The sequence below is a fragment of the Kordiimonas lipolytica genome, from assembly GCF_001550065.1.
The window spans coordinates 118599-135327 of the sequence record NZ_LRUB01000027.1 but is presented as its reverse complement, the minus strand read 5'-3'; the positions used below and the strand labels follow the sequence as shown (position 1 = coordinate 135327).

Sequence of the window (16729 nt, the reverse complement as noted above, 5' to 3'; positions counted from 1 at the left end):
AGAAAAATGAACGGTCCCATGCGGGGCCGAGTCCCTTCTGGAGCAATGCGATGACGCGGTCTGGATTTTTTGACGATGAGCTGGGGCTGGATTATGAGCCCAGCTATAGCGATTCCTACGACGATGAATGGCCGATCGACGAAGCGACACTCGCGGCGGCGCTCAAGCGTGGGCGCACCATGGGCCAGATCGCCAGCAAATACAGCGTCAGTGTCGGTGACGTCGCCGACCTGATCGACCTTTACGATCTGGACCGCTGAGACCATGGCTCCGCGCGGCGATATCGGCTTCATGCCTGCCGTGTCCAGCAGGGAGGCGGTTGTTAGTTTGCCTGACTTTCTGAGCGCTGAGGAATGTGACCGCCTGATTGCCTATGGCGAGACCGCAGGCATGGCGCCAGGGCGTCTGACCGGCGGCGTGATGGTATCAGGCATTCGCTCCGCCAGCACCCTGTGGCTGGATGATGACACCCTGCCGTGGCTTGGTGACCGGTTGATCGAGGGCCTCGCGCTTCTCAATCGGCGCTGGTTCGATTTCGCGCTCATGGGCTTTGATGAAGGCTTCCAGCTGTTGCGGTATGACGGGACGGCAGAGGGCGGCGATTTCTATGACTGGCATATCGATATTGGCCGACAGGGCCTGAATGCCAGCCGCAAGCTCAGCCTGGTGCTGCAGCTTTCGGACCCGGCGGACTATGAAGGCGGATGCCTTGAGGTGAATGCTGACGGCACACCGGCGGCGCAGGTGCGCGCGCGCGGCACACTGACGGCCTTCCCGAGTTATGTGCTCCACCGGGTGACGCCTGTGACCGCGGGGCGGCGCTATTCACTCGCTGCCTGGGCGCATGGCCCGGCCTTCCGCTGAGGCGGGTCTTCAGCCCCTGGTCTGATTTTTCCTGAGCACCAGCTGCAACAAGAGCGGCGTAAGTGCGGTGGTGAGCACGCTGACGAGCACAAGCGCCGTCAACAGGGGTGTGCCGGCAGGGTTATCGCCCGCGCCGTTAAATACACCAGCGTCCACAGCGATACCAAGTACCACAAGGCCCACCACGCCCCGCGCGGCCATGCCGGTGCCGATGATAACGGCGTCGCGGGGGTTGAAGCCCAAAAAGAGCGCGGGCACCCCGGCGCCAACGATTTTGCTCAGCAGTGCAAACACCAACAGCCCGACCAGGAGGGCAGGCATATCTCCGGCGGCGCCAATATCGACGTAAAGCCCCATCGACAGGAAAAAGAGCGGCCCCAGAACGCCTTGTACCATGGTGTTCACAATGGCCAGAATTTCAGTGTAGCTGCGCCCGCCAACCCGCGATTTTTCGAAATACAGGCCTGCCATGAAAGCGCCAATCACCCAGTGCAGCCCCATGGTTTCGGCGAGCCAGCCATACCCGAGAGCCGCGGTGACAAGCGCGCTGAACTCGATCGCCGAAGCCTTCATGAGCTTCAGGCCCTTCTGCACGCGGGGATAGACATGAACCCCAAGAAGCATGGTGATGGTGAAGAAGGCTGCCACCTTCAGCGCCATCAGGCCCAGGTCGGCGGGGGCAGGCAGGCCGCCTGTTTCCACAATCGCCAGCAGGAGCGCGATCAGCACCAGCCCGATAATGTCGTCAAACAGCGCGGCGGTGATGACCATTTCACCGGCACTGCTTCTCAGCTTGTTGAAGTCGGTCAGCACCTTGACCACCACCGGAAGCGCAGTGATCGAAAGCACAACACCGGTCACCAGAGCCTGGCTATGGTGTTCCGGCCCCATGGGCAGCCATTCCCACGCCAGCCACACACCGCCCACCAGCGGCACCAGCACCCCCCCGAGGGCAATCCACAAGGCCTTGCCCGAGGCCTGTGCGATCTCACGCGGTTCCAGCTCAATACCCGCCAACAGCACAAGGAAAAACACCGCGATATCAGCCGCAGCGGCCACGAATTCATCCTTGATGATGGCAGGCAGGAAAGGAACGCTGTCGCCGAAATTGCTGGCGGCCATGGCGATCAGCACGCCGGCCATCATTTCACCCACGGACACGGGCAGGCGTGCGCGCTCTGCGACAAAGCCGCCAAAGCGGGCCAGCAGAAGGAACAGGAAAAGCGCGAGCATCACATTCATGATGTCATCATGACGCGTTTTTCAGCCTGAAGCCAGATATGTGTGGGGTAAAAAAGGGACCGGCGACAAAGTGCCGCCAGTCCCGAGCGTTTAGGCTATATCGTGATAGTCATACTCGCCAGATCGCCGGTATCCAGGCCGACCAGGAACACGCTCTGGCCGTTTCCAAGATCGATCAACAGGCCGTCCTGGCCGTTCTGCGTGACATCGCTTGCGGCTGCCTGGACATCCGCCAGCGCGCCAAAGCCCGCGCCGCTATATTGCAGGTCCAGGGCGTCGTTTGCGACTTCGAAGTCGGTGATGGTGTCATTGCCGGAGTTGGCGCCGAAGATGAAGACGTCATCGCCGTCGCCGCCAGAGAGCAAGTCGTCATCGTTGCCGGCCCAAAGGGTGTCATCACCGGAGCCGCCGATGACGGTGTCGCTGCCTTCACCGTTATAAAGCATGTCGTCGCCGGTGCCGCCGTCAACGGTGTCGCTGCCAAACCGGCCCCACAGGAGGTCGTCATTGTCGCCGCCGTTGATGGAATCGTCCCCGGCGCCACCGCCAAGGCTGTCGAACCCGCCGCTGCCGAGCACCGTGTCATTGCCAAGGTCACCCAGGCCGGCATAAACAAGGTCATTGCCTGACCCGCCATCGACTGTATCGTTGCCGGTGCCGCCCTTGAGGAAGTCGTCGTCGCCGCCGCCGTTGATATCGTCGTTGCCATCGCCGCCGTCGATCGTGTCACGTCCGTTGCCGGTGTTGACGCGGTCGTTGCCGCCAAGGGCCAGGACGAAGTCATCATCGTCGCCGCCATCAAGGGTGTCAGGGTCATTGCCGCCCGTAATTTCGTTGACATCAATAACAGTGATGGTGAAGTCGTCGCTGTCGGATGCGCCTTCGTCGTCGGTGGCAGTGAGTGTCACGGTAACCGTGCTTTCGGTCTCGAAATCCAGTGTCTCGCCAGCTTTCAGCTTCAGCTGGTTGTTCGCATCGATGATGAAGCGGCTGTCGCTGACAGTGTAGGTCAATACATTGTCGTCCACGTCGGTCGCGCTTACGGTGCCGATCACGGCGCCCGGGACAGTTTCCTTCACGCTGCTGTTTGACAGGCTGATGTTGTTTGGCGCGTCGTTGCGGGCCGAAACAGAAACATTCATTGTCGCTGTGCTGGTCGCAAAGCCCGTGCCGTCATTGACGGTGTAGGTAAAGCTGGTGGAGCCAGACTGGTTCGATGGTGGGCTGTAGGTCAGGTTGCCGATGTCGGCGACGGCGATCACGTCGCCAGCCGTGACAGCGACACCGGAAAGCTTCAGCGTGCCGGTGCTTGGCAGCGTGTCGATCCGGACACTCTGGAGCGTGTCGCCCGTGTCTACATCGCTGAAGTTGAAGTTGCTTTCCGCAAAGGCCTTGCTGGTGTCCTCAGCCGTCGCGATCGAGCCGCCGCTGCTGGTTGGCAGGTCGTTGACGCCAGTGACATCCACGCTGACCGTGCCGATGGCAACGTCGCCCGACCCGTCGCCGTCATTTGCCGTAACGGTAATGGTGGCGGCATCTGCAGTATCAACGTCCGCAGCCGTTGTATACTGGATGCGGGAGGCGGTATCGAGATAGGTATCGATATCGTCCGGCGCACCTGCGAGCGTGATGGTAGTTGCGTTCACCAGTGTTGCCGTGACGCCGCCGCCCACGCCCGCGCCGTCGGCCGGTGTGCTGAAGGTGCCTGCATCAATGCTGAGCGTCACGGTGATGCTGGCGCTGTCCACGTCGCCGAAGTTGGCGGCAGACAGATCCACATCGCTGGCCGTGTCCTCTATGACGGTCACATCTGTTGGCAAGGTTGCGCCCGTTGGATCGTCATTGACTGCCGTGATGTCGATATTGACGGTGCCGATGGCCACATCGCCGGAGCCGTCACCGTCATTTGCGGTCACGGTAAGGGTCGCTGCATTGTCACCATTGGTATCCGCACTGCCGGTATACTGAATGCGGGACGCTGTATCGAGATAGGTATCGATATCGTCTGGCGCACCCACCAGCGTGATGGTGGTAGCGTTCACCAGTGTTTCGGTGACGCCTGCGCCCACGCCCGCGCCGTCGGCCGGTGTGCTGAAGGTGCCGTCATCGATCGTGAGTGTCACGGTGATGCTGGCGCTGTCCACATCGCCGAAGTTGGCGGTGGAAAGATCCACATTGCTGGCTGTGTCCTCTGTTACGGTCACATCCGTTGGTAGCGTGGCGCCCGTTGGGTCGTCGTTCACCGCCGTGATGTCGATATTGACGGTGCCGATGGCCACATTGCCAGAGCCGTCGCCATCATTGGCCGTCACTGTAATGGTGGCCGCGTCATTGCCGTTGGTGTTTGACGAGCCGGTATACTGGATGCGGGAGGCAGTATCGAGATAGGTGTCGATATCGTCCGCATCGCCGACCAGTGTGATGGTGGTGGCATTCACCAGTGTTGCCGTGACGCCTGCGCCGACAGCCGCGCCACTGGCGGGTGAGCTGAAGGTGCCGTCATCAATCGTGAGCGTCACGGTAATGGAGGCACTATCGTCGTCCGTGAAGTTGGCGGCGGAAAGATCCACATCGCTGGCCGTGTCTTCTGTGACAGTCACATCCGTTGGCAGGGTGGCGCCTGTTGGGTTGTCGTTGACAGGATCAACATTGATCGTGATGTCTGCCGAACCGGAAGCCGGGTCCGTACCCGCATCGACAATGGTGACGCGCACAACGCGGTCGCCGTCTGTCGGATTGTCCCCGCCCGTATTGTCATACTGGATCGCGCGCAGGAGGTCCTGAACGCGCGCCGGTGTGGCATCGGTGTTGAAGTTGACCACCAGGTCATTTCCCGCAGCGATATTATTGCCAAGGGTGCCAACAATCGTACCGCCGACGGAGACATTGGAGCCTGCCGTTGTGCCCGCGAGGGACACGGTGCCGGACGTGTCGAAGGTCAGCAGGTCTTCCGCGGCCTGTCCGCCCGACTGGAAGGTGGCTGTCAGGTTGCCGCCGTCAAAGTTGGCGGAATCCGCATCCGTAAGTGTGGCATTGCTGCTGACGTCAATTAGGGTTGCGCTATCGCCTTCGGTGAAGGTGAAGCTGTCGCCGTCCACATTGCTGATCACAGGTGGATTTGGCGTTACGGTCAGCGTAAAGGTGGCTGCGGTGTCTTCGTCACCGCCGTTCGCGGTGCCGTCGCCGTCATTCAGGGTCAGCGTGAATGCACGTGCGCCAATGCCGGATGGCCCTTCAAAGGTCAGGGCGCGGATCAATGTCTGGATATTGGCAGAGGTGGCATTGGCGGTATCGAAGTCGATTTGCAGCGTGCTGCCGCCCTGGCCGTCGTTCGTGGCATGGACCGTACCGATCGCCGTGCCGCCCACACTGATGGTCTCGCCCGCTGCGATGGTGCCGTCGCCGCCGGAGGTCACAGTAGTGCCGTCAACACCCCAGTTACCGTTTGCTGTGCCACTGAGTTGCGACAGGGTCAGGGACCCGCCGTTATAATCGGCTGAATCCACGTTGGTGACGGTAACGTCATTCAGATCTGTTACGTCCTGGGCACTAGGTCCGGCAATAATTTCGCTGGCGCTGTCACCATTGAGGTTCGCGATGCCCGGGGCGTCGTTGACTGCCGTGAGAGACACAGTCGATGTGATGTTTGGTGCCGCTGTGTCGCTGCCACCGTTCGCTGTGCCGCCGCTGTCGGCGATGCCGGTGATCGTAACCACACGGTTTCCAGCCGTCGTCGGGTCATCGCTGGCATTGGCATAGGCCATCCCATCCACCAGCGTCTGGAACTGGGCCTCGGTCAGGGTGGCGCCGGTGAAGCTCACTGTTGCGGTGGTGCCCACAACGCTGACGGATACCGTCAGGCCATTGGTGGCAGTATTCACAACATTGCCATTCGTTAGCTGGATGGTAGAGCCATCGAACGTCAAGGTTTCATCCGCACCGTCGCTGACGTTGGTGACAGTCAGCGTCATGCTCGTGATGGTTTGGCCAGCCTCAACCGTGTCTGCTGTGACGCCGGAGAACAGGTCGCTATTGGCGCCGCCTTCAATGAAGTTCGGGTCGCTGCCCGTGGCGCTCAGTGTCGGTGCGTCATTGACGCCGGTGATGGATACAGTGGTTGAGCCGGTGGCGATACCAGGGTTGTCGCCCGAGCCTTGCGCGTTGGCGGAGTTGCCGTCAGAGAGCGACCAGTCAATCTGCACGCTGGCTGCCGGGTCGTTGCTGCTGTTCGAGTAGCGAATGGCCTGCATCACCTCGTTCACCAGCGCCGTGGTCGGCGTGGTGCCAACGTCTTGGAATGTGATGGTCAGCTCATCGTCGTCGCCAGCGTTCGAGATAGTCGCGATAACACTACCGCCCGCGGTAATGGTGCCGCCACCGTTCGGGCCGCCCGCAACCGTCAGGTTGCCACCTGAGACAACCGAAAGGCTGTCATTGGCATTCGCACCGCCATTGCGCAAAACCGTGAGCGATGCACCGCTATAGTCGCCGCTGCCGCCGTTGAGGCTGTCCAGTTCGGCGTCAGAGATAGTGACGTTGCCGTCTAGGGCGACAACACTACCGCCTTCGGTGAAGCTTGGCGTGCCGTCAAGGCCGGTGAAGACAGGCACATCATTGACCGCATTCACCGTAACGCTTGCCGTATCAGTAGAGCTTGAGAAGGCCGTGGTGCCGCCATTGGTGGAGGCATCCACGAAAGTGCCAGCTGCACCCGAAGTCTGGTCCCACCCCCGGAAGGTGATGGTGGATGAGCCGCTATAGTCCGCGCCCGGGACGAAGCGCAGCATGTCTGTGCTGTCCAGCAGAAGCGCATTGCTGTCGCTCGTGGTGCCTGAATTGATGCTGGTCCAGTTTGTGCCGCCGTCGGTGGAGAACTGCCAGGTGCCGTTGGTGTTGTCCACGGCTGTGACAGCAATGGATTCGGGGGCGGCGCCATCCACATCGGTGATCGAGCCGTCGGCCACAATGGCGGCCACCGTCGCACCTGAGTTGCTGGCATCAAGGACATCTTCATCAATCGCCGTCAGGGTCGGCGTAAAGGCGGGGTTCAGAACCGGCGCGTCATTAGCCGCCGTGATGTCCACATTAACGGTACCGAGCGCGACATCGCCGGAGCCGTCGCCGTCATTGCCGGTCACAGTAATGGTCGCCGCGTCGTTACCGTTCGCGTTCGATGCGCCGGTATATTGGATGTTCGATGCGGTATCGAGATAGGTACTGATGTCGGCTGGTGCGCCTACCAGCGTGATGGTGGTGCTGTTGACCAGCGTTTCCGTGACGCCGCCACCAACGCCTGCGCCTTCGCCCGGCGCGCTGAAGGTGCCCGCGCTCGCGGTCAGGGTTACGGTCATGCTGGCGCTGTCCACGTCAGCGAAAGTAACGGCCGAAAAATCCACATTGCTGGCTGTGTCTTCGGTGACCGTCACATCTGTCACGAGGCCAGAGATGGTCGGGTCGTCATTGACTGCTGTGATGTCCAGGTTGACGGTGCCCATGGCCACATTGCCGGAGCCGTCACCGTCATTGGCTGTAACCGTGATTGTGGCGGCATCGTTGCCGTTCACGTTGGATGCGCCGGTATATTGGATGTTCGATGCGGTATCGAGATAGGTGCTGATGTCGGCAGGCGCACCCGCGAGCGTAATGGTGGTGGCGTTCACCAGCGTTGCCGTGACGCCTGCGCCAGCGCCTGCGCCGTTGGCCGGTGAGCTGAAGGTGCCGCCACTGAGGGCTAGCGTTACGGTAATGCTAGCGCTGTCCACGTCGCTGAAGCTGGTGGCGGAAAGGTCCACGTTCGAGGCCGTGTCTTCCGTGACCGTCACATCGGTTGGCACGCCTGTGGCGCCCGGGTCATCATTCACGGCTGAAATTGAGATGGTGACGGTGTCGGCCGTGCCGTCTTCCGTGCCGTCATTCGGCGTGACCGTCAGCGTTGCCGACGTGGTGTCGTTGCTGTCCGTCGTGAAGGTGATCTTTGTGGTGTCGTTCAGATATGTATTCAGGTCAGCAGCGCTACCCTGCAGCGTCATCGATGTTGTGCCCGAGGTGGCGACCGTTACACCTGCCGTTGTGCCGTTGCCGTCGGTCGAGGCAATCGTGCCCCGGTCAACCGCAAGGGTGAGCGTGATGGTGTCACCGTCGCTGTCTGACACATTGTAGGCAGACAGGTCGATCGCGGTGGCTACATCCTCCGTGGCTGTATCGTCTAGCGGCGTGCCGCCCAGGTCCGGCGCGCTATTGGTGATTGCTGCTGAGACAACAATATCATCCAGTCCGACGAACGCCATGGTAGATGGGTCTGAGGGCGTAATGCGAAATTCAACGATGTTGTTGAAGTTAGACCCAAGAGTACCGTCGGAAACCGCTTGGTATCCAACTGTATAGTTTTCAAAAGCGTTATCGGTAGAAGTGGTAAAGCTGTTGAGGGTGATACCCGATCCAATTTGGGTACCCGAAGCATCGTGCGCGGTAACGGTGAAGGTCTGGCCGGCGGTGCCGCGATAATAAATTGAGAAACCATCCAGATTGAATGTGTCTGTACCGTTGTCGGATTTAAGCGAGATATAGTTGATGGTTTGTACGGTGCCTGCGACGCCGCCAGCTCCGGCGAAATTACCGAAAACCAGCGAACTATCTGTACCCGCGGTACCTTCGCCATATTGGGTATTACCGTCAGCATCAACGGACGCCAGGTTTTGCGGGTCACCGATAACGATATCAACCCCTGTCGTATCGCCGGAATAGCTGGCCGACAGACCTGAGCCGCCTACGTTTGTGGCTGGGCCGGCACTGTCTGTCGAGAGTGCGGTGAGGCCTGTACCAAAGTTGGTGGTGCCGATGGTTGGCAGCGTATGCGGATAGGCTGTCTGTGCCTGCATGGTAAAAGGCGACTGTATGCCAATATGCCAGCTGCCGCCGCCAGAGGAGGCACCAACAGGTTGGTCTGATGCATACACACTTGCGCCGGTCAGGTTTGACAGGGCGTCAAGGAAACGTGCGCCGATTTGGCTTTTACCAACATTACAGGCCCACAGGGCGATGCTGCTGGCAGTGGCGGCAACATGGGCCAGCGCGCGTGCAATTGGGGTGCCGCTTTCAAGGCTGGCGGCATCGATCCGCTCGCCCCCCAGTGTGAAGGCGCCGGGTTCACCGTGTGTCAGGATATGGACAGCACTTGTGGGTGCCAGGGCTTCCAGCTCCCGGGCGACTTCCGCCAACTTTCCGGCTTCCGCCCGTACCACATGTGTGCCTGGCACAAGGCCGTCAAGCAGGATCGCCGAATCTTCAACCGTCGAATCAACGATCAATACTGCGGGGTACTGTTCCCCTACAGCCTTGTCGGATTCACTAAATTGGTTGAAACAAGTGTTGGTTGTCGTGGCGCCGCCAAAGCCGTCTACCATAATATTTCCCTATTGTTGAAAACTGGCAGACAACCCCAAGCGCGCTATCGCGTGCAGCTTTTGGCAGTATGCCCAAGTGTACCCATTGCCCCCAAATACACGTGCAGGTTTTTCTGTCACAAGCGCGCGGTCGAAACTTTGACTTAGCAGAGCTTATTCATGTGCACGATACAAAATAGTGAAGAATTACTGCATAGCAAACAATAATTTTACACAAACCCAAGCATTTACGCGTTGTATTCAGGTTGTATTTCATGGCGGGCTGGGTTTGATTGCCTTGTGTGCCCGCATGAATCCCCGGGTTCCAAGCCTTCCCGTCATTGGTGGCATAAAAAGAACAACCGTTTTTCGAGACGTCATGAAAACTTCAGCACTAATAAGTTGACTGCGTCTAATCTTAAGGTTTCAATCCACGTTCTTGTTATGCGTGTGTTTTTCGAGTTTCGACATACATTCCAATCATGTTAGGGGAAATCCTATGGAAGGCTATCTCGGGGTCATTGAGGCTCTTGGTTTCAACTTTACACCGCTTCATTATGGGGCGTGTGCTGGCGCGCTGATCGCAATCAGCCAGAATACGGCGCTTTTCTCGCTGTTGGGGACTGCCTTTGGCGGTGATGGCCGCAGCACCTTTGGCCTGCCTGAACTGCGTGGCCGCGTTCCAATGGGCTGGGGCACAGGGCCGGGCCTGCCACCTTACACCATGGGCCAGAAGGTGGGTACGGAAACGGTTACGCTGAACGCAACCCATCTGCCGTCCCACACGCACGCCCACTCCTACGCAGGTGGTGGTGGCGGCACCAATATTGTCCAGGTTGAGGTATCCACCGCAGGCGGCAAAAAGCCAACGCCGGCAGATGGTGACTATCTCGCCGTTCCGGCAAGTGGTCTTGGTTCGCCTCTCGGCAACGCCTATACGGCACCAGCAGAGGTCACGGCTACGGCAGCCATTGGTGGTGTAACCGTATCCGGGGGCGGCGGGTTCGATTCGAACGCCTTCGCGATCCAGCACACAGGCCAGAACTATCCGTTCGCTATCGTTCAACCAAGCACGGTGATCAACTTCGCCATCTGCATGCAGGGTATGTTCCCGTCACGCAGCTAACCCCAAGGGACGGATTATCCAGCCCTTAAATAAGGAGGTTTAGCTATGCTGGACAAGGTAACATCAAAAAATTTCAAGGATCTCATCGGGTCAAAAGTGACCCTGACGATCATGGACGGCCCGGACATTGAATTGACGGTTGAGGAGGTCCATGAGGCCAAGCTGAAGAAGGACGATGCACGCCCTTCTGATTGCCGTAAGAAGCCCTTCTCGGTGGTCCTGAGCGGACCGGAGTCCTACCAAGCCCCTGATGGCTGTTATGACCTGACGCTTGAGAAGGTCGGCGTGCTTGAAGGCCTGTATGTGGACAACAAGGCTGACAATCCTGAAAGCGACGATTTCAACACAGAGGCGATGAAGAAGGCTGCGGCGATTGCCAAGAAGAAGGCACCCGCGAAAGCCAAGAAGAAAGCCGATGATGCGACGGTCGTTGAAAACGAGCAGGATACCCAGTCGCGCCCTGTTGTGCTTTACGAAATCAATTTCGGTTAACGGGCAGCAGGAGATTTATCATGTATGAACAATATATGGGCGTTATCAAAGCGCTCGGATTTCAATTTACGCCAGCCGAATGGGGCCTTTGCAATGGCCAGTATCTGAGTATCGGCCAGTTCTCCGCGCTGTTTTCGCTTCTGGGCTGTCGATTTGGAGGCGATTGTCGGACCGACTTTACCCTACCTGACCTGAGGGGGCGTGTGCCGATGGGCTGGGGGCAAAGCCCAGGCCTTTCGCCATGGGTCATGGGTGCCAAACCGGGCTGGCATCATGAAGTGCTGTCGCTCTCAAAAATGCCGGACCACACCCACGGTTTCACCTATACGGGGAGTGGTGGCGCTAGCGTAAACGTTAGTGTGTCTGCAAGCGCGGGCCAGGATGCGACTCCAGCAGATGGTGACTATCTCGCCGTTCCGGCAAGTGGTCTTGGTTCGCCTCTGGGCAATGCCTACACGGCACCGGCAGAAGTGACGACAAAAGCCACGATTGGCGGTGTGAATGCAGCTATCAGCGGTTTCAATACAAACGCGCTGACAATCCAGGATACACCGCAGGCGACGCAGGCTGTGTCGATTCAGCAACCAACGCAGGCTGTGCACTATAGCATGTGCCTTGAGGGCCTATATCCATCACGTTCCTGATGCGATCATGAGCTATCGGGGGCCGCGTCCGCGCGGCGCCCATCCGCCTTCGGGGAGGCGGACATGGGTGGTACCAATTAGGGAGAATATTATGACGAGCACAGAAACAGCATCGCTTTCAATCGCAACTGCCAATGCGCAGCTTTTCGATGGCGGCATAGAAAAGGACTATCAGTTTGTTGCGGGTGACCTGGCCATGCCGGTTACCTTGATGGAATGCAAGGAGAAACCGCTATCGGCCGGGCCGGACAGCAAGCGCACGCCCTTTATCCTGATTTTCCGGGCGGATGTGGATGAGGCGCACCTGATGCAGCAAACCCTCGAATTCAAAGGCAGCATTGCCGGGCTCGAGGACGGGTCGCTTGACGGCCTGATGATCCACCGGATGATGCGCCCGGCGAACCTGCCGGAAGGCGCTTATTATCAGGTGATGTTCAACTAGGCTGGTATCAGAGAATACGGAGACAGAGCATGATTGAAGGAACAGTTGACCTGCCGCACGGCATCAGCGCCCGCCCCGCAGGCCGCCATGACAAGGATTTCCTTGCCAAAATGTATAAGGACAACCGCGACGACCTGCGCCTGATCGATGCGGAGAAGGACTATATTGAAACCGTGATCGAGATGCAGCTTGACGCCCAGTCAGGCGGCTATGGGTCGCAGTTTCCGAATGCCATTTATCTGATCCTGGAAAAGAACGGCTCGCGCATCGGGCGGCTGACGCTGGATGTCCAGCCGGTTGAGCTTCGGCTGGTGGACCTGGACTTCATCAAGAAGGCACAGGGCAAGGGCTTCGGTTCCGGCATTCTTCTGTGGCTGATGAAAGCTGCGGCCACGACCAAGAGGCCGCTTCTGGTGCCAACGCGGCGTGATGATTTTGCCATGGGCAAGTTCTTGACGAAATACGGGTTCGTTGAAGATGAAGCCATGTCCGACCAGGTCTTCGCCCGCATGAGCTGGATGCCCACAGCGGACGAGATGGCCGGTATTTCGGACATTAGGCCGCGCGAGGCCGCGGGCGGGATGGTTTAAGCCCGCCCATTGGAACACGTCCCGGCTCAAGCGCCGGGGCGATCAAACGACATGCTTTTGACCAGCGCGTAGACGTTGACGCCCGGCTCAAGCGCCAGTTCCCGGCAGGCCTCATGCGTGATCTGTGACCTGAGCACCCCGCCGCCGATATCAACCAATATATCCACATGGCCCGTGTCGGCAGAGTCCCTAATCTCGCTGATCCGGCCTTCCAGAATGTTGCGGATGCTGATGGCTTCGGGTTTCTTCAGCGCCAGCGCCACATCGCGCGCCTTGATCCTGAGTGTTACCGCCGTGCCAGCCGCGCCCTCGATCTGCGGCATAGTCAGGGTCTGTTCGCCCACGCTCACATGGGTTGTCCGGCTTTCCCTGTCCTGGTCCCGTACGGTGGCACGCAGGATCGCCCCGGCTTCTGCCCGCCCGTCCGGCGGTGTGAAGTCAAGCTGCGCGAAAAGGGTGGCCGTCGCGCCTTCCGCCTGTTTCCGGCCCGCATCGATGATCACCATATGGTCTGCCAGGCGCGCCACCTCGCCTGAATCATGGCTGACATAAAGCATCGGGATTTTCAGTTCCCGGTGCAGGGCCTCAAGGCAGGCCAGCACACTGTCGCGGCCCCGCCTGTCCAGGGCCGACAGGGGCTCGTCCATAAGCAACAGCTCCGGCCCGCGCATCAGTGCCCGCGCAACCGCCACCCGCTGGCGCTCGCCACCGGACAGGTGCTTTGGCGCGCGGTCCATAAGATGCTCAATCTGCATCATGGCCGCGATGTCGCCGAATACGGGGGGCACTTTGCCCTTCTTAAGCGACCTCTTTTCGCCGTAGCGGATATTGCCCTCGACCGACAGGTGCGGGAACAGGCTGGCCTCCTGAAACACATAGCCAATGGGTCGTTCGTGTGGGGCTTTGAAGATGCCGCGGTCGCTGTCCTGCCACACCGTGTCGCCCACTCGCAGCATGCCTTGCATCGGTGCAAGCCCGGCCATGGCGCGCAGGATCGTGGTCTTGCCGCTGCCGGACGCGCCAAACAGGGCGGTCACACCCATGCCCGGCATGGTGAAATCCATATCGATCCTGAGATCGCCTGCCTGCCCGCGGAAAGCCGCGCGAATCATATTGTCGCTCATGACCGGTCCTCGTTCCTGAACCGCCAGCGTTTTTCAAGCGTCATCACGGCGAAGATCACCAGGAAGGAGAATACCAGCAGGCCGCCCGCCAGCAGGTGTGCCGGCGCCCAGTTGAGGGTTTCCACATAGTCATAGATGGCCACTGAAAGCACCCGGGTTTCGCCCAGGATGTTGCCGCCGATCATCAGCACCACGCCAAACTCGCCCACTGTATGGCTGAAACCCAGCACAGCGCCGGTCAGGAACCCTGGGCGCGCCAGCGGCATGGCCACGCTCCAGAACCGGTCCCAGGGGCTCGCGCCCAGCGTTGCGGCCACCTCTAGCGGTCGGTCGCCGATGGCCTCAAACGCGTTTCTGATCGGCTGTACCACAAAGGGCAGCGAATAGATCACCGACCCGATCACCAGCCCTTCAAAGGTGAAGGCCAGTGACCGCGCCCCATAAAGCGAGGCGATAAGCCCGCCCGGGCCTTCCGGCCCCAGCGCCATCAGCAGGTAAAACCCGAGCACCGTGGGCGGCAGCACAAGCGGCAGGGCAACCACGGCTGCCACGGCTTCCTTGAAGCGGTTTCCGGACCGCGCCAGCCACCAGGCGATGGGCGTGCCAAGGAGCATCAATATGAGCGTGGTCACAAAGGCCAGCTTGGCGGTCAGGAAAATTGGTGACCAGAGATTTACATCGTCCATCAGGGCTGGCCTCCCGCGCTGGTGCTGGCCTCATAACCCATGCCTGCGATGATGGCCCGGGCGTTATCACCTTTCAGGAACGCCATGAAGGCGCGGGCGGCAGCGTTCGCTTCACCGTGCGTCAGCAGCACGGCGTCCTGCGCGATAGGGCTGTGAAGATTCGCTGGCACAAGCCAGTAATCCGTGGCGGGCTGGTCGAACACCTGCGCCAGCGCCACAAACCCAAGGTCCGCGTTGCCGGTGGCGATAAACTGGTAGGCTTGTGCCACATTTGTGCCGCGTACCAGCCGGGGTTCAAATCTGGCAACGACGCCCAGCGCCGCCAGCGTTTCCATGGCAGCTGCCCCATAGGGTGCGGTCGCGGGGTTGGCGATAGCCAGCCTGGTTGGCTCTGTTGTCTGCAGCGTCTCACCATGGACAGGGCCTTTGTTGCCGCCAAAAAGCACCAGTCTGCCGATCGCATAAGTGAAGCGGCTGCCGGGGACGGCCAGGCCGTCGTGCTCCGCGCGCATGGGCCGTGCCTGGTCGGCGGCCAGGAAGGCATCATATGGCGCACCCTGGCTGATCTGGGCATAAAGCTGGCCGGTCGATCCGAAGCTGAAATGCACGCGGTGGCCGCTCTCGCGCTCAAATGCGCCACTGACTGCCTTTGCAGCGTGGCTGAAGTTGGCGGCCACGGCAATGCGCGTTTCGCCAGCCTCAGCGGGCGCAGCCAGCAAGGCCAATAGTAGCGGCAGCAGATTAAGAAGGCGCAGCATAGGCGTCAGCCCGATCATTCCCGTGAGACATACTAAAATGTCTAGCGCGCGCGGGTGGTTGTGGCAAGGGCGGGCCTGGCCAAAAAATACAACCGGTCTTTTTCCCAATTCGGCGGGCAGCCCTTGCTTGTGATTGTCACGGATTCTGCACAGTGATATACACCCTATGGTAGATGACGCGTCGCTTTAGCTGTATCAGTATCTGAGTTCCCGAAAACTAAAGAAAGAAGGATTGGGTGCCCCGTCGGGATGCTCTTGAGCTCCTCTGTCCTTCTGGGAAGCGGGGGCAGAAACGTAAGGCAGGGTCCGAATTCGCTCAAACGAGCTGCCTTTTGGCAGCCTCTATGATTGTAAGGGCAACATGATCATGACTATCCATCCGGCCAACACGGCACCAGACCTTTCCACACCGCTGATCTCTGAGCCGCCGCAAATGTCGCCGGGTGTCCCGACTGCCGATCTTGGGCCGCTGGCGCATCTGATCGGCACCTGGACCAACCAAAATCTGGCGGGCACAGACAAGGGCGGGCCGGGCGCGCCCTATTCCTATAATGTGATGCCATTGCCGCAGGTTGACCCGTCAACGCCGGACGGCTTCATTCTGAAGAATTTCTCCTACTATGAAGAGCTGACCTTTTCGGCCATTCACGGCAGTGCCGCCAACCGGGGTGGTGTGGGCACGCAGACGGCCTTTACGGCTTTTTACGAACAGCGGGTCTATTTCGCCGAAGGGCCCAATAAGGACGCGCTGGTACATGCCGAAAATGGCTCGCTCCTGTTCCTCAAAGACGGCACTCAGCAGCTTGGGCCGTACGGCAACGGTGATCTGCCCGGCATTTGCGACAAGACTGTGCATAACAGCATGCCGCCGACGCAGGACTATGACATCGTCAAGCAGGTTTCGGTGCCCCATGGCAACTCAATCCTCGCGCTTGGCAATTATGTTTCCGGTGCCACGGGTGTGCCGTCTATTCCGCAAGCTTCGGTTATTCCGCAGGGCTATTCCGGCTTGCCGCCTGAATATACGACCCAGAATCCGGTGACCAACCCGCAGCCCCAATATACGGCCAACCCGAACCAGGTGCTGACGGACGCGCTGGCGGCACGGGCGCCAACCAATTACCTGGAACTGGAGCTGAGTTCGACAAACGGAACGGGTGCGGTGACCAACATCGGGTTCGAACAGCAGCATGCCAATGTGGAATCCTATGGCTGCACTTATTGGCTGGAATCGTTCGACGGCACGGAAAATTACACCCAGCTGCAATATAGCCAGAACATTTTGATGAAGCTTCCGATTGGCGGCAGGCTGCTTCTTTTCCCGCATGTCACCGCCAACACACTGACCAAAGTTCCGGGTTCCTAAAACAAAAGGCGCG

Annotated in this window: 13 protein-coding genes; 8 read left to right on the top strand and 5 right to left on the bottom strand. The window is 59.6% G+C overall.

The window, feature by feature from the left end; translation table 11 throughout:
- Nucleotides 1–50 precede the first annotated feature (50 nt).
- Both KORM41_RS13645 and KORM41_RS13640 read left to right on the top strand, forming a co-directional pair.
- Nucleotides 51–260: a hypothetical protein gene (locus tag KORM41_RS13645; RefSeq protein ID WP_068149046.1), complete on the top strand. Its 210-nt coding sequence runs from the start codon at nucleotides 51–53 to the stop codon at nucleotides 258–260.
- A gap of 4 nt (nucleotides 261–264) precedes the next feature.
- Complete coding sequence (locus KORM41_RS13640; protein WP_068149044.1) at nucleotides 265–864, top strand: 2OG-Fe(II) oxygenase; 600 nt, start codon at nucleotides 265–267, stop codon at nucleotides 862–864.
- 9 nt (nucleotides 865–873) lie between these two features.
- On the opposite strand, the gene KORM41_RS13635 is transcribed toward KORM41_RS13640, so the two are convergent.
- Complete coding sequence (locus KORM41_RS13635) at nucleotides 874–2106, bottom strand: cation:proton antiporter (RefSeq protein ID WP_068149042.1); 1233 nt, start codon at nucleotides 2104–2106, stop codon at nucleotides 874–876.
- A gap of 95 nt (nucleotides 2107–2201) precedes the next feature.
- Nucleotides 2202–9509: a DUF4347 domain-containing protein gene (locus tag KORM41_RS13630; protein WP_068149041.1), complete on the bottom strand. Its 7308-nt coding sequence runs from the start codon at nucleotides 9507–9509 to the stop codon at nucleotides 2202–2204.
- 478 nt (nucleotides 9510–9987) lie between these two features.
- Between KORM41_RS13630 and KORM41_RS13625 the strand changes: the two genes are divergently transcribed.
- The 5 genes from KORM41_RS13625 (at nucleotide 9988) to KORM41_RS13605 (ending at nucleotide 12782) form a co-directional block, all read left to right on the top strand.
- Nucleotides 9988–10614: a phage tail protein gene (locus KORM41_RS13625; RefSeq protein ID WP_068149038.1), complete on the top strand. Its 627-nt coding sequence runs from the start codon at nucleotides 9988–9990 to the stop codon at nucleotides 10612–10614.
- A 45-nt stretch (nucleotides 10615–10659) separates the two neighbouring features.
- Nucleotides 10660–11106 carry a DUF6916 family protein gene (locus KORM41_RS13620; RefSeq protein WP_068149034.1) on the top strand — a complete coding sequence of 149 codons (447 nt, stop codon included), beginning with the start codon at nucleotides 10660–10662 and terminating at the stop codon, nucleotides 11104–11106.
- A gap of 20 nt (nucleotides 11107–11126) precedes the next feature.
- Nucleotides 11127–11750: a phage tail protein gene (locus tag KORM41_RS13615; protein WP_068149031.1), complete on the top strand. Its 624-nt coding sequence runs from the start codon at nucleotides 11127–11129 to the stop codon at nucleotides 11748–11750.
- Nucleotides 11751–11841: 91 nt separating this feature from the next.
- Complete coding sequence (locus KORM41_RS13610; RefSeq protein WP_068149029.1) at nucleotides 11842–12192, top strand: DUF6916 family protein; 351 nt, start codon at nucleotides 11842–11844, stop codon at nucleotides 12190–12192.
- A gap of 29 nt (nucleotides 12193–12221) precedes the next feature.
- Complete coding sequence (locus KORM41_RS13605) at nucleotides 12222–12782, top strand: GNAT family N-acetyltransferase (protein ID WP_068149026.1); 561 nt, start codon at nucleotides 12222–12224, stop codon at nucleotides 12780–12782.
- A 26-nt stretch (nucleotides 12783–12808) separates the two neighbouring features.
- Here KORM41_RS13605 and modC read toward each other — a convergent pair whose 3' ends face one another.
- Genes modC through modA form a run of 3 tightly spaced genes read right to left on the bottom strand, consistent with a single transcriptional unit; the run spans nucleotide 12809 to nucleotide 15350 of the window.
- A complete protein-coding gene (gene modC, locus KORM41_RS13600) occupies nucleotides 12809–13906 on the bottom strand; it encodes a molybdenum ABC transporter ATP-binding protein (RefSeq protein WP_082719929.1) in 1098 nt (365 codons plus the stop codon).
- Complete coding sequence (modB, locus tag KORM41_RS13595; RefSeq protein ID WP_068149024.1) at nucleotides 13903–14592, bottom strand: molybdate ABC transporter permease subunit; 690 nt, start codon at nucleotides 14590–14592, stop codon at nucleotides 13903–13905. Before modB ends, modC begins: the two co-directional genes overlap by 4 nt.
- Complete coding sequence (gene modA, locus KORM41_RS13590; protein WP_197421152.1) at nucleotides 14592–15350, bottom strand: molybdate ABC transporter substrate-binding protein; 759 nt, start codon at nucleotides 15348–15350, stop codon at nucleotides 14592–14594. The genes modB and modA overlap by 1 nt, the downstream gene beginning before the upstream one ends.
- A 367-nt stretch (nucleotides 15351–15717) precedes the next feature.
- Here modA and KORM41_RS13585 point away from each other — a divergent pair, with 367 nt between their 5' ends.
- Complete coding sequence (locus tag KORM41_RS13585; RefSeq protein WP_197421150.1) at nucleotides 15718–16716, top strand: heme-binding protein; 999 nt, start codon at nucleotides 15718–15720, stop codon at nucleotides 16714–16716.
- Nucleotides 16717–16729: the final 13 nt, after the last annotated feature.